This is a genomic window from Lentzea chajnantorensis (assembly GCF_054300775.1).
The window spans coordinates 5,259,305-5,282,241 of record NZ_JBSDZT010000002.1; the positions used below are offsets into that span (position 1 = coordinate 5,259,305).

The window sequence follows — 22,937 nt, forward strand, 5'->3', positions numbered from 1 at the left end:
CTCCTGCCCTCCCTCAGCCGCTGACCAGCTGCTCGCGCAGCTTGAACTTCTGGACCTTGCCGCTGGGCGTCGTCGGCAGCTCACCGACGTGCTCGACGCGTTCGGGCCAGTACTGCTTGGCCATGCCCAGCCCGTCGAGGTGCTCGCGCAACGCCGGCAGCTGTGGTGGCTCGCCCTGTGCCACGATCACCGCGCACGCCCGCTCACCGAGCCGGTCGTCGGGGTAGGCCACCACCGCGACGTCCTTGATGTCGGGGTGGCGGCGCAACGCCGCCTCGACCTCCACCACGGGCACCTTCTCGCCGCCGCGGGAGATCACGTCCTTCTCCCGCCCGGCGATGCGGATGCCGCCGTGTCCGTCGTCGCGGGCCAGGTCACCGGTGTCGAACCAGCCGTCGGCGGTCACGTTGTCCGCGTAGACCTCCGGGCGTTCGAAGTAGCCCAGGCACTGGGTCGCGCCCCGCACCTGCAGCCTCCCCGTGGCTCCCGGCTCGACCAGGGCGCCGTCCTCGTCGACGATGCGGACCTCCATGCCCGGCACCGGGGAGCCGTCGCTCTCGGCGGCCCGCATCTGCGGGTCCTCCGGCCGGGTGATCGTGGGGGCGCCGTTCTCGGTCATGCCCCACAACGCGTACAGCCGGCAGCCCAGCACGTCGCGGGCCTGCTCGACCAGCACTGGTGGGATCGGCGCGCTGCCGGTGGCGAACGTGCGCAGGCTCGACAGGTCGCGTTGCTGCTCGCGCTGGCGGTCGATCAGGTCCACCAGGAACGGTGGCGCGCCCATGAAGAACGTGACCTGCTCGGTTTCGAGGACGCGCAGCATCAGGTCGGCGTCCCAGTTGTCGATGTGCACGCACGTGGCGCCGAGCAGCAGCGGCATCGTGAAGTTCCACGTCCACCCGGCGTTGTGGGTGGTGGGGGAGCCCATCGCGGTGACCTCGTCGTCGCGCAGGTGCAGCGCGTCGATCTGCATGCGGTTGGTGGCGTGCAACGTGTTGTGGCTGTGCATCACGCCCTTGGGCTCACCGGTCGTGCCCGAGGTGAACATGACGTAGGCCAGGTCGTCGGGCTTGGCCTCACGGCCCTCGATGTCACCGAAGACCGCGCCCTCGGTGCCGGGTTCGCCCAGCAGCGCGGTGTCGAAGTCCCGGGCGTCACCGAGGTCGGCGTCCGAGCCGGCGGCGCCGACCAGGACACGTTCTCTGATCGACGCCACCTCGCGGGCGACCTCCTCGCTGAGACGGGCGTGCGAGAAACCGCGGTGCTCGACCGGTCCGATGTAGACCGGGCTCTTCGTCAGGGTCGTCATGAACGCCAGCTCGCGGCGGCGCATGATCGGCAGCACCGGTCCGGCGACCGCGCCGATGCGGGCGCACGCCAGCGTCGTCGCGAGCAGCTGCCAGGAGTTCGGCAGCTGCAGCGTCACCACGTCACCGCGTTCGACGCCGAGGCCGGCCAGTCCCGCCGCGATCCGCTCGACTCGGCGTTCCAGTTCGGCGTAGGTCAGCGTCTCGGTGTCGCGGCCGTCGGTGTGCCACACGACGACCGCGCGCCGGTCGGGGTGCTCCCGCGCCGCCCGGCGCAGGTCGTCGACGAGCGTCTCGTCGGTGCGCCACCACCCGTTGGCGCGGTAGGTCTCGGCCAGGTCCATCGTTCTCACTCCTGTCGCGGGGTCGTGGTCACACCGGCGCGCGCGTGTTGCCGCCGTCGACCAGCAGCAGCGCGCCCGTGACGAAGGCGGCCTGCCGGGAGGCGAGGAACGCGGCCAGCGCACCGAAGTCGTCCGGGTCGCCGACGCGGCGCAGCGGTACCTCGGCGGCCGCGGCGGAGGTGTCCTCACCGGACGGTCCGCGCAGCGCCGGGGTGTCGTGGTAGCCGGGTGCGAGGACGTTGACCGTCACACCGCTGTCGCCGAAGGCGTGCACGAGGTTGCGGGCGTAGGACAGCACCCCCTGCCGGGCCACCCCGGACAGCACGTTGTGCGGCATCGGCTGGCGCACCGCCTCCGAGGTGATCATCAGCACCCGCCCGTCGCGGCGCAGGTGCGGTGTCGCCGCCTTCACCAGCGCCACGTGGGGGATGAGCGCGGTGTCGACGGCCCGGCGGTAGTCCTCGGGCCCGAAGTCGGCGACCGGGCCCTGCACGACCCCGCCGGTGTGGCTGACCACGACGTCGATCCCGCCGAACTCGGCCACGGCGCTGTCCACCCAGCGCTGCACCGCGCCGTCGATGCCGACGTCGGCGATCTGGGCGTGCACCCGGCCACCGCCCAGCGCCTCCAGCTTGCCGCGCGCCTCGGTGAGCCGGTCGCGGTCGCGGCCGCAGATCGACACGTCCGCACCCTCGGTCACCAGGGCGCGGGCCACACCGAGCCCGAGGCCGCTGCTGGCGCACGCCACGAGGGCGACCTTGCCGTCCAGTCCGAGGTCCATCAGCCCTCCCTGCCCGCGCGCACCGGGTAGCCGTAGCGCACCAGCTGCGGTGCCGCGGCGGCCGTGGTGAACGCCCTGGGCTTCCACGGCAGGTCGGTGCGCCACCGGCCGTCGGCCTTGATCAGCACCTGGCCGTGGTGGAAGCGGTCCGGGTTGCCGGTCACCGTGTGGTTGACGCCGAGCTCGACCGTGCCGCCCGCGGTCACCGGGACGCTGCCCGGGATGCCCGCGAACGCCATCACCTCACCGATCACCTCGTCCGGGCGTGCGGAGAAGTCCTCGTGACGCACCCGCAGGTACCGGTCGTGGCCGGCCAGCGCCAGCAGGTCGGAGGCGGCGTTGACCGCGCTCCAGTAGCCGGTGCTGCGGGCCGCGCTCATGCGCGTCACGTAGCTCTTGTCCTTGCGGTAGGAGTGCGCGGTGGCCCGTGCGTCGCGGACCACGTGCAGCACCCGCACGTCCAGGTCGTCGCGGCCCAGCAGCGCCGCGGCCTCCGCGGGGTACTTCGAGCTGTCCACGACCACCTCGGCACCGGCGGCGCGTGCGGCGGCGCGGTAGAGCTCGGTGGTCACCCCGGTCACCCACCGCACGTCCGGGGGTGTGTGCAGCGGGCCGAGCGACTCCGCCAGGCGCAGCGGGGTGTGGCGGGCGCGCAACCGGGTGGCCTGCACGGCCTCGACCGCCTCGGCGACGTGCCGGTCGGCGGCCACCTCCTCGGCCAGCACCTGCGACCACACCGGGCAGCCGGTCAGCGGTTCACCGCAGCCGCAGCTGGAGTTCGTGCCCCGCGTGAGGATGCCGTTGCGCCACAGGTAGTGCAGCTCGCCCACGTGGACCGCGTGCGGGGTCTCGTTGAGGACGTTGCCGATCATCGTGCTGCCGCAGCGCATCATGCCGGTGACGTAGAGGACCCGCATCAGCGCGCACCCTCCTGCTCCACGAGCACGAAGTGCTGCGGCAGGTGCACCGCGAGACCCATGCGGCTGCCCGCCTCCAGCAGGTCACCGCCGTCCGGGGCGGCACCGCGGCGCAGCGTCAGGTGCGAGATGCCGGGGTCCAGGAACGTGGTGGCGGCGCGGAAGTCACCGAGCAGCACCTGGTGCTCCGGGATCATCCTGGTCCGCGCGATCCGCACGCCCGCCTCGGCGAGCCGGCCCAGCAGCCCGGACTCCACGGCCTGCCAGTACACGGCGTTGTGCGCCACGATCCCGTCGCACGACCCACCGGTTTCCTCGACCAGTGCCGCCGCCCTGGTGAGCAGGTCCACCGGCCGGCAGTCGACGGTCATGCGGCGGGCCTCCGGCAGCTCCAGCAGACCGGGCACCGCGCCGTCGTCGCTGCCGCGCAGCAGCACCTGGTTCTCCGTGGTGCCGAACCGCACGATCAGCCGGAAGTCGATGAACGCCGCCAGCAGCCGCGGGTGCTCCAGCAGGCCGGCGGGCACCGGCAGCGACACCCCGATGTCGGTGAGCTTCGCCGCGTCCAGCAGCGGCTGGAACCCCGCCTCCGGGGTCGTGTCGAACGTGACGCCCGAGCGTTGCCCGCGGTCGGACTCCGGCTGCGGTTCCCGCACGAACGGCGTGTCGCCGTCGCGGACCGTCGCCATCTTCATCAGCTGCCGCACGGTGAACCGCGGTCGTTCGGCGAACAGCGGGAACGCCGTGGGCAGGTAGCCGCGGTAGGTGACGGTCACGTCCTCCGCGCGGTTGCCGAACGCCGCGGCCTGTGCGAACTCCGAGCCGGGCGAGCTTCTCGGTCATCGCCGGGTCGGCCAGCAGCTGCCGCATCTGCTTGATCTGAGCAGTCATGAGTGCCTTTCCTCCCCGGTTCAGGCCGCGATCGCCATGCGGCCGTGCACGACGTCACCGATGTCCCTGGCCAACCGGCCGGGAGTGGGGTGCTGGAAGATGTTGCGGCCCATGGCGAGCCCGGCCGCTCCCGCCCGCATGGTGGCGGCGACGCGCTGCAGCAGCTCCCGCCGGTCGTCCACCGGTGCCCCGCCCGCGACCAGCACGGGGATCGGGCACGCGCGCACCACGTCCGACAACGCGTCCGCCGTGCCGGGGTAGGTGACCTTCACCAGGTCCGCGCCCAGGTCCGCCGCGAGCGTGGCGGAGTGCCGCACCAGCTCGGTGTCGGTGCCGTCGTCGATCTGCGGGCCGCGGGCGTACATCATGGCCAGCAGCGGCACACCCCAGCGGTCGGTCTCCTCCGCGGTGCGGGCGAGGTCGGCGATCTGCTCGGCCTCCTGCTGCGAGCCCATGTTCACGTGCACGCTCACCGCGTCCGCGCCCAGCCGCAACGCGGCCTCCACGCTGGTGACGAGGTACTTGGCGTCCGGGTCGGGGGCGTGGGCGGTGCTCGCGCTCAGGTGCACGATCAGGGAGGTGTCGACGAACAGCTTCGGGTCGAGGTGGCGGACGGTGCCCTTGTGCAGCACCACCGCGTCGACCTTGGCGGCGACGAGCTGGCCGATCAGGTCGCCCAGGGAGTCGTCGGGGGTCACCGGTCCGTCGGCGACGGAGTGGTCGAGCGGGACGACCAGCAACCGCCCGTCGCCGTTGCGGTCGATGCGGTTCAGGCGCAGCTTCGCGCCGAAGGATTGCGGCTGGTTCACCGGAACTGGCTCCTTTCGCACAGTGGTGGGGTCAGGCGGGCAGTGCGCTGTCGGGGTCGTGCAGCCCGAAGCGCTCGTGCAGCGTCCGCACGGCGTCGTGCACGCGGTCGCGGGCCACCAGGAACGTCGTGCGTTCCTGGCTGCACGACACGCATTCGGCCGGGATGCCCGCTGTTGTCAGGGCGTTGAGGCCCAGCGCGGTGAGGCCGGGCCGGCTGAGCAGGCCGGTGCCGACGGCGCAGACCCGGCCGAGGTCCTGGCGCAGGGTGACCGCGCAGTCGTCGTCGGGCAGCTCACCGCGCACCGCGCCGGCCGCGTCGTCCGCGGCGGTGTCGGTGACGCAGAACCGCATCCGCAGCGGAGCGCCGCGGTGCGACAGCCACTGCACCGAGTCGACCGCGATTCCCAGGCGCGCCACCGCTTCCAGCACGCGCGCACCGCCGTCGGCCGGGTCCCGCCCTGCCTCGACCACGACCTGGGTGACCTTGTCGTCGTGGGTCACCGCCACCACACCGGCGCGTCCTTCCAGGACGTCCGAGTCGAGCATCGCCGCTCTCCCTCCGAAGATCGTGCTTCCCTCGCCGAGCCCGGCCGAGTCGCGCACCACGATGTCCACGCCGTGCGCCGCGGCCAGCTCGACCGACCGCGGGTGCAGCACCCGTGCGCCGGAGAACGCCATCTCGGCCATCACCGCGGCCGGCAGCCGCTGCAACAGCCCGGCACCGGGCACCACCCTGGGATCGGCGCTGGCGACCCCGAGGACGTCGGTGTAGATCTCGCACACCGGCGCGCCGTGGGCGACGGCCAGCGCGACCGCCGAGGTGTCCGACCCGCCGCGGCCCAGCGTCACCACCGCGCCCTCCTCGTCGAGGGCCTGGAAACCGGCCACGACCACGACGTGGCCGCGGTCGAGCCACTGCCGCACCGTGCCGGTGTCGATCGAGGCGATCACCCCGGCACCGGGCGGGCCCACCGCCTTGAGGCCGGCCTCCGGCCCGGACAGCGACACCGCCGGCACGTCCAGCTCGCGCAACGCGATGGCGAGCAACGCCGCGGAGGCCAGCTCACCGGTGGCGAGCAGCTTGTCGGTCTCCCTCGGGTCCGGTGACGTGCTGACCGCCGTGGCCGCCCGGACCAGCTCATCGGTCGTGGCACCCCGTGCGGACACCACGACGACCACCTCGGCGCCGGCCCGGTGGGTCTGCGCCACCCGCCGCGCCACCGCCGCCACCTGGGCGTCGTCGGCCAGCGAGCTGCCCCCGTACTTCTGGATGCTGATCTGCATGCCACTCCGTCCGGAATAAGTCCAGAAGGGAAGTCGAATTCGCTCAGAACCGGTCCGAGCAGCGCCACTCGTGGTGGGCTCGAACTCGTCGCGAATTAGAAGTTCCCCGTGGCGGGGGTCCGTGAAGCTCGCTCAAATCCATGAACCTGCGCGCGGCGAATGCCGAATGCGTGCGGCGCTTCTCACGTGAATGAGTGAGGCCAGATGGCGGTGAAAGAAAAAGAACGCCCGCCGGTGGCACCGGCGGGCGTTCGAAGGTCGGGGTCGGTCAGGGGGTGCGGCGGGGTGCGCGGTCGCGGTCGTGGGCGATGACCTGCAGCGCCAGCTCGACCCGGTTGGTGACCTGCAGCTTCGTGAACGCGTTGCGCACGTGCGTGCCGATGGTGTTGGGGGAGAGGGTCAGCCGGGTGGCGATCGCCTTGTTCGTCAGGCCCTGGGCGACCAGCCGGGCCACCCGCACCTCGGTCTCGGTGAGGCTCGCCCACAGCTCCAGCGACGGCTCCGGTACCGCGTCCCGCGGCGGGCGGGTCTGCCGGGGGCCGTCGGCGAGGTAGCTGCCGGTGCGGCCGGGGGCCAGCGGGACACCGCACGCCGCCCACGTCTGCCGTGCCTGCTCCAGCAGCTCACGGGCCCGGTCGGGGTCGTCGTGGGCACGGGCCAGCCTGCCCGCGTCGGCCAGTGCGGCCGCGGCGGCCGCCCGCCGGTCGCTCAGCCGGTTCAGCTCCGCGGCGCGGACCACCGCGTCCGGGTCACCGTCGCGCAGGCCCGTGGCGTGCGCGGCCGCGGCGGCCACGCCCAGCACACCGGGGTTGAGCTCGCTGAGCTGCTGCGCGACCCGCACGACCTGGTCGACGCGGTGCTCGTCGGCGCGCCGGCGGGCCAGCCCTACCAGCACCGGTGCGACCGGGGACGGCGCGGTGGCCGTGATCGCCAGCAGGTCCGCGCCGCTGAGCAGCCCCTCGGCGACCTCGGCCGCCTCGTCGTGCCGGTCAGCCGCGCACAGCCACAGCACCCGCCGCCACGCCAGCCGGGCCGCCCCGGCACCGCGGCCGCCGACCTGCTCGGCCTCCCGCAGGTTCGCCTCGGCCGCCCCCAGGTCACCCAGCCCCGTGCGGATCTCCGCGAGCAGCAGCAACGCCCGCCCCAGCAGCGGCGTGAACGGCCGGTCCCTGGCGCTGCGCACCGCCAGCTCGGCGTCGGACTCCGCGGTGCGCAGCCGGCCGCTGGCCAGGTGCGCCCTGGCCCGGTGGTACTGCCAGCGCGGCATCGGCCACGCCGTCCCCAGCTGGGCCGACTCACCGGCCACCACGGTCAGCGTCGAGTGCACCTCGTCGAACCGGTCCAGCGCCACCAGCGGCGCGCACAGCCACAACCGGGAGTGGTGCCTGCGCGGGAACGGCCCGGTCCGGTCGGCCTCCCGCACGGCGGCCCTGGCCAGCTCCAGCGACCGGCTCAGCTCACCGCGGCGCAACGCGACCTGCGCCCGTGCCGCGGACCCGAACACCACCGCCTCACCACCGGCTGCCCGCGCCCGTGCCGCGGCGCTCTCCGCAGCGTCGGTGTGCCCGGCGGCCGCGAGCCGGTAGGCCTGCACCGCCGCGAGGTCGGCCCGGTGCTGGTCGTCGAGGTCCGGCCGGGCCAGCGCGCGCCGCGCGTACTCCACGACCACGTGGTCGTGACCGGGGTCGCGGCCGTCGGCCAGCTCGCCCAGCGCGCAGACCAGCCGCGTCTGCGTGGCGGGGCCGGGCACCCGGCTCAGCGCCCGCACCGCCAGGTCCCAGGCCTCGCCCGTGCGCCCGGCCAGCGCGAGCAGCCGCACCGCCTCCACCACCAGCTCGTCACCGCCGGGGTGGTCGTCACCGACCACGTCCAGCAGCTTCACCGCCAGCTCGGCGGCCTCGACCGGGCCACCGGTGCGTTCCCGCACGGCCTTGCGCAGCGCCTCGACCACCGCGGGCGAACCGCGGCGGCCACCGCGTTCGAGGTGGCGCACGACCTCCGCCGGCGCACCGCCCTCCGCGGCGACGACGTCGGCGGCCTCGCGGTGCAGCGCGACCCGCACCGGCTCGGCCAGCCCCGCATACACCACCCGGCGCACCAGCTCGCTGCGGAAGGCCAGGCCTCCGGCATCCGGTGCCAGCACCCCGGCCTCGACCAGCTGCGCGGCGGCCTGCAGCAGCTCGGGCACCGGCTTGCGCAACAACGCGGCCGCCTCGTGCACGGTGAACGCCCTGCCCAGCACCGCCCCGGCGTGCAGCACGGCGGTGGGGGTCGCGGCCAGGTCACCCAGGGCGGCGCGGACGTCCGCGACCAGCCAGGACGGCAGCGGCTGCCGGTCGGCGCCGGCGGCGAGCACCGCCGTACCACCGCCGACCTGGATGTGCCCGGCCTCGTGCAACGCGCGCAGGACCCGTTCCGCGTCACCGTCGACGTCCGTCGCGATCGCGACCACGGCCGGGTCGGGCTCGGCGCCGAGCACCTGTGCGCACAGGTGCCGCGCGTCGTCCCCGGTCGGCCACCGCGCGGGCAGCAGCCGCGCACCGGCGTCCAGGAGCACGTCGACGACCCCGCGCACGGCGGGGGAGGCCTGCGCCGGGCGCAGCGAGAGCAGCCACAGCACCGGGGTGGTCGCCAGACCGGGGATCAGCACCCGCAGCGCCAGCGCCGTCGCGTCGTCGGCGTGGTGGAAGTCGTCCAGGCACACCAGCACGCCGCCGTCACCGGCCAGCCCCACCAGCTGTGCTCTGACCTGCCGCAACGCGGTCAGGTGGTCGACGTCGAAGTCGCGGTGGGCGTTGGGCACCCCGGCGCTGAGCGCCGCTCTGAGCGTGGACAGCGGTGCCACCCGGTCGACGTGGGTCGCGCGCCCGTGCACCACTCTCGTGCCCCTGCGCGCGGCCTCGGCCCGCGCGTGCCCGACCAGCGCTCTGCGCCCCAGCACGCCGTGCTGCTCGGCAACGAGCACGCTGCCCTCGCCGCGTTCGAGTGCGGCGAGGGCAGCGGTGACGAGCTCGGGGCTGCCGGGTGTTCGCGGTGCTCCCGGTGTTCGCTGTGGTCCCGGTGTTCGCTGTGTGGACGGTGCTGTGGCGGGCTGCTCGACGTCCTTGAGCACAGAGGTCCTCCCCGTCGGCGGACGTGGCGCGTCGTCACCCTCAGGCGCCGCGGTACTACTGCACGTACCCACTCGCTCACCCGCTTGAACCGCCCATCCAGGTGCTAATCGGACATCCGTGGCTGGGCTGATCCCGTGACGACTGTGGTTGGTCCTACGTGCGAAAATACGCGCAGATCCACCGGACCCGCGCCGAATGCCTGCGGGACCCCGTAGTCCGTCACGGGGAAATTTGCTTAGCCGTGAAGCGAGCTGAGAACCCTCTGCGCAATTGCGTTGTCGACGCGCACGCCTGGAGGGGGCAGTGAAGAGGATTTGGATATGGGCTTTGTTCAGCGGCGCGTTCGCGGTGGCGTGCACCGAATTCGCCGTCGTCGGACTGCTGCCCCAGATCGCGCGTGACCTGAACGTGTCGGAGGCGGCCGCGGGCCAGCTGGTGACGCTCAACGCCGTCGCGTTCGCCATCAGCGCCCCGGTGCTCGCCGCCGCCTGCCACCGGATGGACCGGCGCAAGGTCCTGTTCGGCGCGCTCATCGTGTTCGCCGTCGGGCACCTCACCGCCGGGCTCGCACCCAACTACGCGGTCCTGCTGGGCTCGCGCATCCTCTCCGGCGCCATGATGGGCCTCTACCTGGCCACCGCCATCGGTGCCGCCGCCCGCCTGGGCGGGGAGGAGAAGCGCGCCTCGAAGATCGCCACGATCCAGGCCGGCGTCAACACCGCCACCGCGCTGGGCGTGCCCATCAGCACCCTGCTCGGCCACCAGATGGGCTGGCGGGTCCCGATGCTCGTCATCGGCGGCATGGCGTTGCTGTCACTGGCGTTCATCGCCATCGCACTGCCGCCCACCGGTGCCGACGACGGCCCGCCGCTCAAGGTCCGCCTGCGCGCCATCCGCACCGCGCCCGTGCTCATCGGCCTCGCCGCGATCACCCTGTTCTGGGGTGCCTCGTTCACCGTCTACACCTACCTCGTGCCACTGCTGGAACAGCGCGCAGGCCTCGACAGCACGATGGTCATCGTCGTGCTCGTCATCGCCGGTGTCTGCGCCGTGGTCGGCAACGTCATCGGCGGCAAGGGAGCCGACACCGACTCCCGCAAGACGCTGCTCATCACCTCCGCCATCACCTCCGTGGCCCTGCTCGCCGTGCTGCCGATGTCCACCAGCGCCCTCCAGACCATCGCGCTCGTCGTGGTGTGGCAGCTGGCCGCCTGGTCGTTCGTCCCGGCGGTGCAGGCCGCGCTGTTCCAGGCGGCGGGGGAGGGCGGCGAGCTCGCGGTCTCGTTCGCCGTCTCGGCGTTCAACATCGGCATCGTCGCGGGCGCCGGCTTCGGCGGCATCGCACTCGACCAGTTCGGCCTGCCCGGCGTGGCCGTGCTCGGCGCGGCACTCAGCCTCGTGGCACTGGGCTTCGTCGTGCTGCTCGTCCGCCAGGTCGCGCGCCGCGAGCTCGCGGACACCACAGCGAAGTAACAGCACCGCGGTGAGGCCAGCCGGTCGTGACCGCCGTGACCCCTGCACCACCGGATCGAAGGGATGACCATGGGACTCGAATTCGACGCCGTCCTGTTCGACATGGACGGCACCCTGATCGACTCCACCGCCGCCGTGCGCAGGGCGTGGCACCGCTGGGCCGAGGAGGAAGGCGTCGACCCGGCCCGCCTCGCCGGCACGGAAGGCAAGCCCGCCAAGGACATCGTCGCCGCCCTGCTGCCACCGGACCGGCACGAGTCGGGCCTCGCCCATTACTCGCACATCGCCACCCACGACCTCGACGGCGTCGTCGTGCTGCCCGGCGCGCTCGACGCGACCACCGCCGTCGGCGACCGCAAGGCCATCGTCACCTCCTGCACCCGTGACGTGACCGACGCCCGCACGACCGCCGCCGGGTTACCCGTGACCGACGTGCTGGTGACCGCCGACGACGTCGACCGCGGCAAACCCGAACCCGTCCCGTACCTCAAGGCCGCCGAACAGCTCCACGTCGACCCGCGCCGCTGCCTGGCCGTGGAGGACACCGCCTCGGGCCTCGCCTCCGGCCGTGCCGCCGGCTGCACCACGCTGGGCGTCGGCACCGACCTGGACGCCGACATCGTCGTGCCCGACCTCTCCCACGTCCGCTTCGAGCTCGCGGGAGACCGCGTGACCCTCCACGTCCGCACCCCGGCCTGAGCATCTGCAAGTACCACCAACCTGTTCGCCACCCGCAGGGGCCGGAGGTGCTGTTGGCGGTGGTTACGAGCCTGTTGATGTCGAGTTGGTGGTACTTGCAGATGCGGGGGAGCGGTTAGAGGACGTCCAGGGGTTCGGGGCCGTCCGGGGGAGGGAAGGCCGTGTCGAGGTCGGACAGGTCTTGGACGGTGAGGTCGAGGTCCACGGCCGCGGCGTTCTCCCGCACGTGCTCCGGGGAGCTGGACTTGGGGATGGCGGTGACACCGGGCCGGCGCAGCACCCACGCCAGCGCGACCTGCGCGGGGGAGGCGTCGTGGCGGCGGGCGACCTCCGCCAGCACCGGTGAACGCAGCAACCGGCCCTGCTCGACGGGGGAGTAGGCCATGACCGAGATGGACCGCTCCGCCAACCACGGCAGCAGGTCGTGCTCCGGCCCGCGGCGGCTGAGGTTGTAGAGGATCTGGTCGGTCTGGCAGAACCCGGACAACGCCGTCAGCTCACTCATGTCGGCCACGTCGAAGTTGCTGACGCCCCAGTGCCGGATCTTGCCCGCCTCGACGAGCGCGGCGAACCCGTCGAGGGTCTGCTCGAACGGCACCCGCCCCCGCCAGTGCAGCAGGTACAGGTCGATCCGGTCGGTGCCGAGCCGCCGCAGGCTCGCCTCGCACGCCCGCACGGTGCCCGCCGCGCTGGCGTTGCGGGGGAGCACCTTCGACACGAGGAACACCTCATCCCGCCGCCCCTCGACGGCCTCGCTCACGACCTCCTCGGCGCCACCGTCGGCGTACATCTCGGCGGTGTCGACCAGCGTCATGCCCAGGTCGAGGCCCAGCCGCAGCGCGGTCACCTCGTCCGCGCGCGCCGCCCGCGACTCACCCAGGTGCCACGTGCCCAGGCCGAGGGAGGGGATGGACTCACCGGAGGGCAGCCGCACGTGCGTGGTCGTCATGCGCACAGGATGCCCGCCGCACCGCGCTTGTCACCCGTTGATCAGCCGGAACCACACGCACACGACAGGTGCCCGTCCGCTGGGCCGGCCACCGCCGTGCTCCGCCCAGAACCCGGCGTGCACCTCCCGCCAGTGCTCCACCGAGGTGAACCCCTCGCCCTCCGCCTCGGCGAGCTCCCAGCCGACCAGGTCGAACGGCGTCACGAGCACGGCCGTCACCTCGACCACCGCGAGCCGGTCACCGGCGCTGTCCACGAGCACCAGCCGCTCACCGACGTGCTCGGGCAGCTCACCCTCACCGGTGTAGCCGGCCAGCAGACCGGCGGTGGCCTGCTTCGTCCCGGCGAGCACCAGGGCGGTGAGCCGGTCGCGGTGCTCACCGGGCAGGCCGAGCTCGAGCGTGCGCAGTCCGTCCAGGCGTGGCCACATGATCAAGATCCTAGGCCGCACCCGGTGCGCCGCGTGCGGCTTTCCGGGCACGCAAAAAGCCGCCCCGGAAGGCGACCGGGACGGCTTGAGCGTCTGTGCTCGGGTCAGGCCGTGCGGGTGCGGCGTCCGCGCAGCTCTTCAAGGCGCTCGTCGAGCAGCTCCTCGAGCTCGGGGATCGACCGGCGCTCCAGGAGCATGTCCCAGTGCGTGCGCGGCGGCTTGACCTTCTTCACCTCCGGCTCGACACCGTCGATGATCTTCGACTCGGTGCCGTGCAGACGGCACTCCCACGTCGGAGGCAGCTCGGCGTCGTCGGAGAACGGGACCTCGAAGTCGTGTCCCTTGGGGCAGGCGTACCGCGCTGCCCGGCGCGGAGCGAGATCGTGGTTGCGGTCGGTCTCGTAGCTGACTGCTCCGAGCCGGCTTCCACGCAAAACGCGGTCGGCCATGGCGGTGTCCTTTCGCTCGGCTCAGGGCCGGGGCCCAGGCTTCTTGCTCACCGTGTGCAACGCCCGGATTGCTCCGTTTGTTTCCGGTTCGCTCTCATGGTTGCCCACAGTGACGTCGTTCACTCGTCAACGAAGGCTTCCTACTAATGGATGCGATCGCTCAAGGATCGTGACGCGTTATCAAGCTACTGGGCTTATGCGTCACTCTAATGGCCTAGCAGGCCGCTGGGAAGTCGATCACGCCAACCGGAGTTGACCACTTTGTGCGACGTCAGGACCCAGATCACCTAGCCGAAAGTGACGCCGACAGAGGACCTGGTAGCGGACAGTAGTTTCCGTGGTATCGGTTACACAGTTGCTGTCCGTACCCGATCGGTGCTGTTCCGTGTCCGGCACCGTGTCGGCCACCAGAACCGTGTCCCCGGCCCGGATCACCCGTCCGGCCCGCACCCGCGCGTTGAACCGTCCCGGCACCCCGCACCAGCACAGGACCTCGACCTGGATCGCCTTCAGCTCGTCCGCGAGCTCGAACAGCCGCTGCGAGCCCGGGAACATCTCCCCGCGGAAGTCGGTGGCGAGCCCGAAGCAGTAGACGTCGACCTGGACGTCGTCCGCGAGCTCGGCCAGCTGCTCCACCTGGACGGGGGTGAGGAACTGCGCCTCGTCCACGATCAGGTAGTCCACCCGGCGGCCCTGCGCCCACTCGGCGCGCACCAGCCGGCGGAGATCGTCGTCGCGGATCTCCGCGGCCTCTCTGGTGATGCCGATGCGGCTGGAGATCTGCGGACGCCCCGACCGGTCGTGCCGCACCAGCAGCAGGCCGCGCCGGCCCTGCCGCGAGTTGTTGTGGTCGATCTGCAGGGCGAGCGTGGACTTGCCGCAGTCCATCGGGCCGAAGAAGAACTTCAGGTGCCCCACCACCGGGGTGGTCCGCCGCGAACCCGCTACGGGCACGGCGGACAGGGCGTCTGTCGGATCGGGTAGGGCGTCCACGGCGGGTCACCCTAGTGCCTGGCCGGTGATCAACAGGAATCGGCTGATCAACGCCGACCGGCACCGCGGCGTCCCCGCGCTGTGTCGTTGTCCATCGTGCTCCTCCTGTTGTGCTCGCCGGCCTCCGGTGGGCTGGAGATAGCCGGTGCGCCGGGGGCCGAAACATCACGTTTGAATACACCTCCACCGCCGATACCAGGCCGGTTCGCTGCGCCATGGGATTGGAACAATTGTTTTCAGAATCTCCATGACTTCAGTGTTGACTGAAACAAGCACTTCGCCGATGTCCGGCTTCCCGATATAGCTCGCGTCGCGATATATTCAGGGACATGAGTGGTCGGATCATGTCCGAGCAGGCGTTCCTGGTGCTCACCGCACTGGCCGAGGAGCCGCTGCACGGGTACGCGATCGTGCAGGCGGTGGAGCAGCTGTCGCAGGGCCGGACCATGCTGCGCGTCGGCACGCTGTACGGGGTGCTGGACCGGCTGGTGGCCGACGGCCTGGCCGAGCGCGACCGCGAGGAGGTCCACCAGGGCCGCCTGCGGCGCTACTACCGGCTCACCGACTCGGGGGTGCGGGCGTTGCAGGCGGAGGTCGCCAGGCTCGGCGCGAACGTGCGCGCGGCGGCGGCGGTGCTGCGGGGGAGGGGGATCGAGGCATGAGCAACCTGGAGCGCCGCTACCGGCGGCTGCTGAAGGTCCTGCCGGGCTGGTACCGGCGTGACCGCGAGGAGGAGATGGTCAGCATCTTCCTCGCCGAGCGGACCGACGAGCTGGACCTGGAGCACAGCTGGCCGGGCTGGGGGGAGACGTGGGCGACGCTGGGCCTGGGGGTGCGCACCCACCTGGCCGCCGGCGCGGCGCTGGTGCACGTGCCGGACCGGGCGCGGTGGCGCGGTGAGGTCGTGCGCGCCCTGGGGGTGCTGGGGCTGCTGCTGGGCGTGTTCTACGCCGGTGCCGCCGCCCTGCACCTGGTGCTGACCCGCGGCGGTTCGCCGTGGGTGCCGCCGGCCGCGTCCGTGCGGTGGTTCGAGCTCGCGCCGGTCGTGGCGTTCGCGGCGCTGCTGGCGGGCAGGCGCACGGTGGCGAAGGTGGTGGCCGCGCTTGCGGTGGTGCCGGTCGTGGTGGCGCTGTCGGAACCGGGGCCGGTGCTGTTCTCGCTGGCGTTCCAGGTGCCGACGCTGGTGCTGTTCGCGTGCCTGTGCCTGGGTTTCCACCGGGAGGCGCCGACGCCGCCTGCGCGCCGGCTGGCGTGGTGGGGTGGGGGAGCGCTGGTGCTGGGGCTGGGTGCCGGGCTCGCGCCGGGAGTCGGGCTGGTGGTCGTGGCGCTGCTGGCGGTCGCGGTGCGCGTGGTCGCCTACGTGCGCGGGGATGTGGTGCTGGGGAGGGCGCTGTCGGTCTTCGCGGCGTTGCTGCTGGTGCCGGTCGCGGTGCTGCTGGCCGGCGAGGTGACCTGGGTGGTGTGCGCGCTGGCCGTGCCGTTGGTGGGGAGCGTGGTCGCGCCGGTGCGGCGGGCGCGGGTGGCGTTGTCGTGACGGGGAAGGGGCGCTGACCGCGGTCAGCGCCCCTGGGCGGGTCAGACGAGGGTGGGTTCGGGGTTGCCGACGGCCTTGATGGCCCTGCGGACCGGCACGAAGATGAGCAGGACGAAGCCGGCGACGAAGAAGATGATCAGCGCGAGGATCGCGGGCCGCAGGCTGCCGGTGGCCTGGCCGACGCCCGCGAACACCAGCGGGCCGAGCCAGCTGGTGGAGCGCTCGCCGACCTCGTAGAGCGAGAAGTACTGCGCCTCGCGTCCTGGCGGGACCATCTGGCTGAACAGGCTGCGCGACAACGCGTTCGTGCCGCCCAGGACGATGCCGATGCCGGCGGCGACGAGGTAGAACTGCATCTCGTCACCGGCCTGCACGAAGAACGCCGCGGTGATGACGACGATCCACACGAGCAGCGAGCCGAGGATCGTCTTCTTCGCGCCGACGCGCTTGGCGACGAAGCCGTGCAGCACGCCGCCGAGGAAGGCGACGAACTGGACGATCAGGATCACGGTGATCAGCGTCTGCTGCTCGAACTTGCAGCTCGACGCTGCCGTACTGCGCGGAGACGTTCGCGACGGTGGCGATGCCGTCGGTGTAGATCAGGTAGGTGCCCAGGAACGCGAGGGTGAGCGGGAAGGCCTTGGCCTGGCGCAGGGTCGTGCCGAGTTCCTTGAAGCCGGCGGAGATGACCGAGGTGCCGTGTTCGCGGCCGTGCGGGTTCTGGTGCTCGGTGAGGGCGCGCAGCGGGATGATCGTGAACGCGGCCCACCAGATGCCGGAGATGACGAACGCGATGCGCGCGGCGTCACCGGAGCTGATGCCCAGCGAGTCGGCCGAGAGCGTGATGCCCAGCTGGACCGCGAGCGCCACGCCGCCGCCGAGGTAGCCGAAGGCCCAGCCGCGGCTGGAGACGGCGTCGCGTTCGTCGGGGGTGGCGATCTCGGGCAGGAACGCGTAGTAGACGACGACGCTGGAGCCGTAGCAGATGTTGGCGATGACGAAGAGGAGGACGCCGAGCTTCCAGTTGGTGCCCTCGACGGTGGCGAGGGCGATGGTGGCGGCCGAGCCGGTGAAGGCGAAGGCGCCGAGCATCTTCTTCTTGTTCTGGGTGCGGTCGGCGATGGCGCCCATGACCGGCAGGACGAGGACCTGGACCACCGTGGCGACGGAGAGCAGGTAGCCCCACAGGGACCCGGCGGGGAACTGCAGCCCGAGCAGCGTGACGTCGCAGCGGTCGAAGGCGTTGTCGCCGGCGCACGGGGTGGCGCCGTTGAGCGCGCTGTCGGCCTTGGCGGCGTTCTCGGCGATGCTGGTGAGGTACAGCGAGAGGAAGACGGTGATCACGGACGTGGGGAACACGGAGTTCGCCACGTCGTACCAGACCCAGCCGCGCTGTTCCCTGCGGCGGCCGGCGGTGGTGGCGTCAGTGGGGTCGTCGCCCTTGACCTTCATGTCGGCGGACTGTACTTGTCCGCCGACTCACCCGATCCGGTGACTGTCCAACCTGTTACCAGTCGCCACGTGAGCGCAGGACGTCGCGCAGGACGTCGGGCCGGTCGGTCACCAGGCCGTCGACTCCGAGGTCGAGCAGGGCGCGCATGTCGGCCTCGTCGTCGATCGTCCACACGTGCACCTCGAGGGCCCTTTTGTGGGCTGCGGCGACGAAGCGGCGGTCGACGACGGTGAGGCGGCCCTGGCTGCGGGGGACCTGGGCGACCTGGCCGCGGACGGCGAGCCCGGCGAACGGGACGCGGCGTGCTGCCCACAGCGCGCCGGCGGAGCGGGGGCCCATGGAGGTGAGCAGGCCTGCTCCGCCGAGGCGGCGCAGGCGGGCGAGGCGGTGGTCGGAGAAGCTCGCGAGGCAGACCCGGTGCAGTGCCCCGGTCTTGCGCAGCAGCGTGACGACGGGTTCGACGGCGTTGTCGGCCTTGACGTCGATGTTGAAGAACGTCTCGGGCAGTTCCTCCAGGACGTCGGCGAGGCGGGCGATGGGTTCGCGGCCGCCGACGCGGGCGTCGCGGACCCGGGCCCAGGGGAGTGCGGAGACCACGCCTTCGCCGTCGGTGGTGCGGTCGAGGGTGTGGTCGTGGTGGACGACGACCTCGCCGTCGCTGGTGGCGTGCACGTCGGTCTCGACGTAGTGGTAGCCCTCCCGGGCGGCGCGGCGGAACGAGCTCAGCGAGTTCTCCATGCCGGTGAGGTCGTCGAGGTGCCAGCCGCGGTGGGCGAAGGCCCGCGGGTGCGGGCCGGCGAGGTAGGGGTGGGTCACGGGTGCGAGTGTGCCTGGCGAAGCCGGCCGTGAGGTGGCGGTTGGGTGGCGCACCACTTTCTTGTTCAATTCTATGGTTTCAGTGCAAACCAAAATTAACACTCCAAGGTGGTCACGCTCTCAACACACCTCAAGACCGAAAACAACCAGGAAGAAGCCGAGCAGGTCCGTGGCGGAATGGGACCAATCGCGCGACCGGTGCTGTCCGGTTCCCTACGAACGTCGGGGTTTGTGGCGCGTCGCTTACGCCCACCCCAGCTCACCCGCTACCGTCGCGCGCCATGGAGCGCTCCATGGAGGCGGATGAGCCCAGGCACTGCGCGTGGTGCGGGCGGCGGTTGCCGGGGAGTGGGCGGATCGGCCGGCCGCGCAGGTACTGTGCTCAGCCGTGTCGCCAGCGGGCGTACGAGCGGCGGGCGGCGTTGCAGCGCGGTGGGCTCCCCGAGGACGCCGTGGTGCTCAGCACGGCGGAGTTGGCAGACTTGCAGGACCGGCTGTTCCAGCTGCGGTGTGCCGCGGAGGACGTGGTGACGGCGGCGCAGGACGGTGCGGAGAACGAGGAGCTGCGCAAGTTGGCGGCGGAGTTGGTGGAGTCGGCGAAGGGGTTGGAGCGGCTGCGTTAGCCGTTCGCACTCCAGCGAACCAACCGGCGTAGCGGGTTGCTTACGTCCGGTGATCGGACGATCATGACGCGCGTGACCTCCTATTGCCGCACGGTGCTCGACCGGGCGGATGTCGGCTATGCCGTGACGGATGCGCGCGGCAGCCTGTTGTGGTGCAACCGCGCGCTGGGCGCTGTGCTGGGTGTGCCGGTCGAGCAGGCGTACGGGCGGTCGTTGCCCGCGTTGCTGCCGGGGGTGCCGGAGGGGCCGTCGCCCGCGCGGGAGGTGCTGGCGCCGGGGCCGCGGTGGCTCGAGGTGCGGTGCAGCCGTTTGGGTGACGACCTGATGTACGAGGTCGTGGACGTGTCGACGTGGCGTGACCGGGAGCTGACGGTGACGCAGGAGGCGGACGCGCTGCGGCGGGCGCAGGCGCTGGGCCGGATGGGCACGTGGGAGTGGTCGATCTCGGAGGACCGGGTGACGTGGTCGGACACGTTGCTGGAGATGTTCGGGTTCGCGCCGGGCACGGCGTTCGACTTCGAGATGTACGCGCAGCTGGTGCACCCCGACGACCTGCCGATGATCGAGGAGAAGCTGGACACGGCGCTCAAGACGGGGTCGGTGTTCACCTACACGCACCGGATGTTGCGCCCGGACGGTGCGGAGCGGGTGTTCGAGTGCTTCGGTGAGGTCGTGGTCGACGAGACCGGGGCGCCGTTGCGGGCGTTGGGGACGGCGCACGACGTGACGCAGTCGAGCCGGGTGCACGACGAGCTGGTGCGGATGGCCGAGCAGGACCCGTTGACGGGGTTGCCGAACCGGCGTGCGCTGACGCGGGCGTTGGAGAAGGAGCTGGCGAACAACGGGTCCGGTGCGTTGCTGGTGCTGGACCTGGACAACTTCAAGGACGTCAACGACCTGCGCGGGCACGCGGTGGGTGACCGGGTGATGCGGATGCTGGCGTCGGCGCTGCAGTCGCGGCTGGGTGAGCAGTTGATCGCGCGGCTGGGTGGTGACGAGTTCGCGGTGGTGCTGCCGGGGTCCTCTGCGCGGGACGCGGGTGCGGTGGCGGACGGGTTGCGCGACGCGGTGGCGGGTTTTCCGCTGGCGGGGATCGGGACGCCGGCGCGGATCACGGTGAGCACGGGGCTGGCGGAGTACGGGCCGGGTGACTCGTGGGAGCTGGTGCTGGCGAACGCGGACCTGGCGTTGTACGCGTCGAAGGCGGCGGGCCGGGACCGGGTGACGGTGTACGAGCCGAACCACTACGCGGACACGGTGAAGCGGGTGTCGGTGCTGGACCGGTTGCGGCAGGCGCTCGCGGGTGAGGGTCTGGCGTTGTACGGGATGCCGATGGTGGAGCTGCAGTCGGGCAAGACGCTGGGGCACGAGCTGTTGCTGCGGTTGGAGGACGGTCAGGAGCCGTACCTGGGGCCTGCGGACTTCCTGCCGGTGGCGGAGCGGTCGAACCTGATCCTGGAGGTCGACCGGTGGGTGTTGTCGACGGCGATCGACGCGCTGGTGGCGGAGCCGAGCTCGTCGTTGCGGTTCAACGTGAACGTGTCGGGGCGGACGTTGGAGGACCCGGACTTCGCGGGGTTCGTGCTGGACCGGTTGGGGCGTGCGGGGGTGGCGCCGGGCCGGTTGGGGTTGGAGATCACGGAGACGGCGGCGGTGACGAACCTGGACGCGGCGGTGTCGCTGGCGACGCGGCTGCGGCAGTTCGGGTGCCGGATCACGCTGGACGACTTCGGTTCCGGTTTCGGGTCGTTCGTGCACCTGAAGCACCTGCCGATCACGGGGATCAAGATCGACGGTGAGTTCGTGAAGGGGATCGAGACGAACGACGCGGACGCGGTGCTGGTGTCGGGGATCGTGCAGATCGCGAACGGGCTGGGGTTGTCGGCGGTGGCGGAGTGGGTGGAGCGGCCTTCTCAGGTGGAGGCGTTGCGGCGGTTGGGGGTGCGGGTGGGGCAGGGTTTCCACCTGGGCCGGCCGGTGCCGTTGCGTGAGGTGGTGAACGCGGAGCGCATGCCGCCGAATGGTGCATTGTCGTCTCGGGTGGTCGGCGCAGAGGATGGTGCGCGCTCCTGATCACCGCCTTGATGGGATGCCCGTGTCGTCTTGTGGTCTGCGTCGTCTTGAGTTGGGTGTTGCCGAGCCCGAGGTGTCGGTGGACTTCTTCGCCGGTGTGCTGGGGTGGACGGTGATCGCGGAGCCGGGTGGTTCGTTCTCGGGCTGGGTCGGTGACCGGTTGGCTGCGCGGGTGGCGGTGGGGGAGTCGGGCTGGCGCGTGGTGTTCGGTGACGACGGGGCGCGGGAGCTGGGGGACGGGTCCTGTGTGGACGTGGGCCGGGTGTTGCACGGTCCGTGGGCGCCGGCGCCGCGTGCGGGGGAGCCCTGCTGGGTGGAGCTGGTGGTGGAGCGGCCCGACGACGCGTTCTGGGCCGGGGCGCTGGGGTGGGACGTGGAGGCGAGGTCGGAGGACTTCGCGGTGTTCCTGGCGGCGCGGCAGGGTGATCGGCGTGCGGTGGCGGGCCGGTTGCGGACGGGGCGGGCGCCGGGGTGGATGACGTACTTCGCCGTGGACAGCGTGGAGGACGCGTGTGCGCGGGTGTCCGAGTTGGACGGTCGGGTGCTGCTGGGGCCGACGACCGTGCCGACCGGACTGGTCGCGTCGATCTCGGGGCCGCACGGTGGTGCGTGTGCGGTGCTGGAGCGGCCCCGCGGCTGGGGCGGTGCCTGGGCGGTCTGAGCCCGGTCCGCGGTGCTCAGGTGTCGAGCTCGGGTGGGAAGCCGCCGGTGGCGATGGGGCCCCAGGTGTCGATGGTGACGCGGAGGAGGGCCTTGCCCTGGCGGCGCATGGCGGCGCGGTACTCGTCCCAGTCGGGGTGCTCACCCGCGATGCAGCGGTAGTACTCGACGAAGTCGTCGAGGGCGTGCGGCAGGTCGAGGACCTCGGCGGTGCCGTCGACCTGGACGTAGGGGCCGTCCCAGTCGTCGGAGAGCACGCAGAGGGTGACGGCGGGGTTGCGGCGGGCGTTGCGGACCTTGGCGCGCTGCGGGTAGGTCGCGATGACGATGCGGCCGCCGGTGTCGACGCCGCAGGAGACGGGGGAGACCTGCGGGCCGCCGGTGCTGGAGCGGTGGGTGATGAGGACGCCGTGGTGGCGCGGGCGGAGGAACTCGAGCAGCTGCGGCCGGTCGACGAGGTCGGTCGTGGCGATCTTCGGCATGATGTGCAGCATGGCACGGTTCACCTCGTTCGACGGTACTCGGCTCGCCTACCGGGAGGTGGGGGAGGGTGCTCCCCTGCTGGTGCTGGCGGGTGGTCCCGGCAGGGCGTCGGAGTACCTGGAGACGCTGGGCGGGCTGGACCGGCACCGCAGGCTGGTGGTGCTGGACAACCGGGGTACCGGTGAGTCCGACGAGCCGGTGGAGGCGTTCACCTACCGGCGGGACATGTTGGTGCGGGACGTGGAGGTGCTGCGCAGGCACCTGGGGCTGGAGCGGGTCGACGTGCTGGGGCACTCGGCGGGTGCGGGGATCGCCATGGGGTACGCGGCGGACTTCCCGGACCGGGTGGGCCGGTTGGTGCTGCTCACGCCGGCGTTGCGGTCGGTGGGGCTGTCGCCGGAGCAGAGCGACTGGGACACCTTCCTCGCCGCTCGCGCCGATCAGCCGTGGTTCGCGGCGGCGCAGGAGGCGCTGGAGCGCAGCGCGGCCGGTGACGACTCGGTGGAGAACCGGGTGGCGGCGTCCCCGTTGCTGTACGCGCGGTGGGACGAGCGGGCGCGGGCGCACGCGGCCGCGGAGCTGGGGCAGTGGAAGTACCCGGTGGCGCTGGGCTACAACGCCGAGGGCGCGTTCGTGCCGGGGGTGCTGCGGCGGGCGTTGGTGGAGTTCGACCACCCGGTGCTGGTGTACGCGTGCGGTGAGGACCCGATCTCGCCGGTGCGGCGGTGCCGGGAGCTGGCGGAGCTGTTCCCGGACGCGGTGCTGACCGTGCACGAGGGTGTGGGGCACTACCCGTGGGTGGAGGAGCCGGACGAGGTGTCGGCGCGGATCGCGGCGTTCCTGGACGCGTGAGGGT

20 protein-coding genes and 2 pseudogenes are annotated in these 22,937 nt (G+C 72.1%); 8 read left to right on the plus strand and 14 right to left on the minus strand.

Going from position 1 to position 22,937, the window contains the following annotated elements; genetic code table 11:
- Window positions 1-13: 13 nt before the first annotated feature.
- The 7 genes and pseudogenes from ACVDFE_RS26025 to ACVDFE_RS26055 form a co-directional block, all read right to left on the minus strand.
- Window positions 14-1,651 (minus strand): AMP-binding protein, encoded by a 1,638-nt coding sequence (locus ACVDFE_RS26025; RefSeq protein ID WP_360396665.1) that lies wholly within the window; start codon window positions 1,649-1,651, stop codon window positions 14-16.
- Between the two features lie 28 nt (window positions 1,652-1,679).
- Window positions 1,680-2,432, minus strand: a complete 753-nt coding sequence (locus tag ACVDFE_RS26030) for an SDR family oxidoreductase (protein WP_360396667.1) — start codon at window positions 2,430-2,432, stop codon at window positions 1,680-1,682.
- Entirely contained in the window at window positions 2,432-3,349 is a 918-nt protein-coding gene (locus ACVDFE_RS26035; protein WP_458432217.1) for a sulfotransferase, read from the minus strand. The genes ACVDFE_RS26030 and ACVDFE_RS26035 overlap by 1 nt, the downstream gene beginning before the upstream one ends.
- A pseudogene (locus tag ACVDFE_RS26040) lies at window positions 3,349-4,164 on the minus strand (family 3 encapsulin nanocompartment shell protein); the annotation flags it as partial. The pseudogene ACVDFE_RS26040 and the gene ACVDFE_RS26035, both read right to left, overlap by 1 nt.
- Before the next feature lie 96 nt (window positions 4,165-4,260).
- A complete protein-coding gene (locus tag ACVDFE_RS26045; RefSeq protein ID WP_360396673.1) occupies window positions 4,261-5,049 on the minus strand; it encodes a 2-amino-3,7-dideoxy-D-threo-hept-6-ulosonate synthase in 789 nt (262 codons plus the stop codon).
- Window positions 5,050-5,080: 31 nt separating this feature from the next.
- Window positions 5,081-6,334 (minus strand): aspartate kinase, encoded by a 1,254-nt coding sequence (locus ACVDFE_RS26050; RefSeq protein WP_360396675.1) that lies wholly within the window; start codon window positions 6,332-6,334, stop codon window positions 5,081-5,083.
- A gap of 268 nt (window positions 6,335-6,602) precedes the next feature.
- Window positions 6,603-9,446, minus strand: a complete 2,844-nt coding sequence (locus ACVDFE_RS26055) for a LuxR C-terminal-related transcriptional regulator (RefSeq protein WP_458432218.1) — start codon at window positions 9,444-9,446, stop codon at window positions 6,603-6,605.
- Window positions 9,447-9,750: 304 nt separating this feature from the next.
- Here ACVDFE_RS26055 and ACVDFE_RS26060 point away from each other — a divergent pair, with 304 nt between their 5' ends.
- On the plus strand, window positions 9,751-10,920 hold the full coding sequence (locus ACVDFE_RS26060) for an MFS transporter (protein WP_360396679.1): 1,170 nt from the start codon (window positions 9,751-9,753) through the stop codon (window positions 10,918-10,920).
- Window positions 10,921-10,989: 69 nt separating this feature from the next.
- Window positions 10,990-11,619 (plus strand): HAD-IA family hydrolase, encoded by a 630-nt coding sequence (locus ACVDFE_RS26065; RefSeq protein ID WP_360396681.1) that lies wholly within the window; start codon window positions 10,990-10,992, stop codon window positions 11,617-11,619.
- A gap of 115 nt (window positions 11,620-11,734) precedes the next feature.
- Here ACVDFE_RS26065 and ACVDFE_RS26070 read toward each other — a convergent pair whose 3' ends face one another.
- The 4 genes from ACVDFE_RS26070 to ACVDFE_RS26085 all read right to left on the minus strand — a co-directional run bounded on the left by ACVDFE_RS26070 (window position 11,735) and on the right by ACVDFE_RS26085 (window position 14,400).
- Complete coding sequence (locus tag ACVDFE_RS26070) at window positions 11,735-12,568, minus strand: aldo/keto reductase (RefSeq protein WP_458432219.1); 834 nt, start codon at window positions 12,566-12,568, stop codon at window positions 11,735-11,737.
- A gap of 30 nt (window positions 12,569-12,598) precedes the next feature.
- Entirely contained in the window at window positions 12,599-12,997 is a 399-nt protein-coding gene (locus ACVDFE_RS26075) for an ASCH domain-containing protein (RefSeq protein ID WP_458432220.1), read from the minus strand.
- 104 nt (window positions 12,998-13,101) lie between these two features.
- A complete protein-coding gene (locus ACVDFE_RS26080) occupies window positions 13,102-13,446 on the minus strand; it encodes an RNA polymerase-binding protein RbpA (RefSeq protein ID WP_030466135.1) in 345 nt (114 codons plus the stop codon).
- Window positions 13,447-13,683: 237 nt separating this feature from the next.
- Complete coding sequence (locus tag ACVDFE_RS26085) at window positions 13,684-14,400, minus strand: thymidine kinase (protein ID WP_360396686.1); 717 nt, start codon at window positions 14,398-14,400, stop codon at window positions 13,684-13,686.
- A gap of 368 nt (window positions 14,401-14,768) precedes the next feature.
- Between ACVDFE_RS26085 and ACVDFE_RS26090 the strand changes: the two genes are divergently transcribed.
- Together ACVDFE_RS26090 and ACVDFE_RS26095 are read left to right on the plus strand one after the other, a co-directional pair.
- Window positions 14,769-15,101 carry a PadR family transcriptional regulator gene (locus ACVDFE_RS26090; protein ID WP_458432221.1) on the plus strand — a complete coding sequence of 111 codons (333 nt, stop codon included), beginning with the start codon at window positions 14,769-14,771 and terminating at the stop codon, window positions 15,099-15,101.
- Window positions 15,098-15,973: a hypothetical protein gene (locus tag ACVDFE_RS26095; RefSeq protein ID WP_458432222.1), complete on the plus strand. Its 876-nt coding sequence runs from the start codon at window positions 15,098-15,100 to the stop codon at window positions 15,971-15,973. Before ACVDFE_RS26090 ends, ACVDFE_RS26095 begins: the two co-directional genes overlap by 4 nt.
- Before the next feature lie 41 nt (window positions 15,974-16,014).
- On the opposite strand, the pseudogene ACVDFE_RS26100 reads toward ACVDFE_RS26095, so the two are convergent.
- Window positions 16,015-17,425: pseudogene (locus ACVDFE_RS26100) on the minus strand (MFS transporter).
- Between the two features lie 55 nt (window positions 17,426-17,480).
- On the minus strand, window positions 17,481-18,242 hold the full coding sequence (locus ACVDFE_RS26105; protein WP_458432223.1) for a glycerophosphodiester phosphodiesterase: 762 nt from the start codon (window positions 18,240-18,242) through the stop codon (window positions 17,481-17,483).
- A gap of 281 nt (window positions 18,243-18,523) precedes the next feature.
- Here ACVDFE_RS26105 and ACVDFE_RS26110 point away from each other — a divergent pair, with 281 nt between their 5' ends.
- The 3 genes from ACVDFE_RS26110 (at window position 18,524) to ACVDFE_RS26120 (ending at window position 21,599) form a co-directional block, all read left to right on the plus strand.
- Complete coding sequence (locus ACVDFE_RS26110; protein WP_030475304.1) at window positions 18,524-18,865, plus strand: hypothetical protein; 342 nt, start codon at window positions 18,524-18,526, stop codon at window positions 18,863-18,865.
- A 72-nt stretch (window positions 18,866-18,937) separates the two neighbouring features.
- Window positions 18,938-20,938, plus strand: coding sequence for a putative bifunctional diguanylate cyclase/phosphodiesterase (locus ACVDFE_RS26115; protein ID WP_360396696.1), 2,001 nt, complete (start codon window positions 18,938-18,940; stop codon window positions 20,936-20,938).
- A gap of 52 nt (window positions 20,939-20,990) precedes the next feature.
- Window positions 20,991-21,599 (plus strand): VOC family protein, encoded by a 609-nt coding sequence (locus ACVDFE_RS26120; RefSeq protein WP_458432224.1) that lies wholly within the window; start codon window positions 20,991-20,993, stop codon window positions 21,597-21,599.
- A 16-nt stretch (window positions 21,600-21,615) separates the two neighbouring features.
- Here the strand turns inward: ACVDFE_RS26120 and ACVDFE_RS26125 are convergent, their stop codons facing one another.
- Window positions 21,616-22,080 (minus strand): PPOX class F420-dependent oxidoreductase, encoded by a 465-nt coding sequence (locus ACVDFE_RS26125; protein ID WP_458434398.1) that lies wholly within the window; start codon window positions 22,078-22,080, stop codon window positions 21,616-21,618.
- Between the two features lie 10 nt (window positions 22,081-22,090).
- On the opposite strand from ACVDFE_RS26125, the gene ACVDFE_RS26130 reads away from it, so the two are divergent.
- The gene (locus ACVDFE_RS26130) at window positions 22,091-22,933 is read left to right on the plus strand and encodes an alpha/beta fold hydrolase (protein ID WP_458432225.1); all 843 of its coding nucleotides are present in this window, start codon (window positions 22,091-22,093) and stop codon (window positions 22,931-22,933) included.
- Window positions 22,934-22,937: the final 4 nt, after the last annotated feature.

Excerpts from the sequence above, each read along its gene's own strand:
- ACVDFE_RS26065 (WP_360396681.1), top strand. The coding sequence starts at position 10,990 with ATGGGACTCGAATTCGACGCCGTCCTGTTCGACATGGACGGCACCCTG.
- ACVDFE_RS26110 (WP_030475304.1), top strand. The coding sequence starts at position 18,524 with ATGGAGCGCTCCATGGAGGCGGATGAGCCCAGGCACTGCGCGTGGTGC.
- ACVDFE_RS26090 (WP_458432221.1), top strand. The coding sequence starts at position 14,769 with ATGAGTGGTCGGATCATGTCCGAGCAGGCGTTCCTGGTGCTCACCGCA.
- ACVDFE_RS26035 (WP_458432217.1), bottom strand. The coding sequence starts at position 3,349 with ATGCGGGTCCTCTACGTCACCGGCATGATGCGCTGCGGCAGCACGATG.
- ACVDFE_RS26050 (WP_360396675.1), bottom strand. The coding sequence starts at position 6,334 with ATGCAGATCAGCATCCAGAAGTACGGGGGCAGCTCGCTGGCCGACGAC.
- ACVDFE_RS26075 (WP_458432220.1), bottom strand. The coding sequence starts at position 12,997 with ATGTGGCCACGCCTGGACGGACTGCGCACGCTCGAGCTCGGCCTGCCC.
- ACVDFE_RS26025 (WP_360396665.1), bottom strand. The coding sequence starts at position 1,651 with ATGGACCTGGCCGAGACCTACCGCGCCAACGGGTGGTGGCGCACCGAC.
- ACVDFE_RS26030 (WP_360396667.1), bottom strand. The coding sequence starts at position 2,432 with ATGGACCTCGGACTGGACGGCAAGGTCGCCCTCGTGGCGTGCGCCAGC.
- ACVDFE_RS26130 (WP_458432225.1), top strand. The coding sequence starts at position 22,091 with ATGGCACGGTTCACCTCGTTCGACGGTACTCGGCTCGCCTACCGGGAG.
- ACVDFE_RS26125 (WP_458434398.1), bottom strand. The coding sequence starts at position 22,080 with ATGCCGAAGATCGCCACGACCGACCTCGTCGACCGGCCGCAGCTGCTC.
- ACVDFE_RS26080 (WP_030466135.1), bottom strand. The coding sequence starts at position 13,446 with ATGGCCGACCGCGTTTTGCGTGGAAGCCGGCTCGGAGCAGTCAGCTAC.
- ACVDFE_RS26095 (WP_458432222.1), top strand. The coding sequence starts at position 15,098 with ATGAGCAACCTGGAGCGCCGCTACCGGCGGCTGCTGAAGGTCCTGCCG.
- ACVDFE_RS26070 (WP_458432219.1), bottom strand. The coding sequence starts at position 12,568 with ATGACGACCACGCACGTGCGGCTGCCCTCCGGTGAGTCCATCCCCTCC.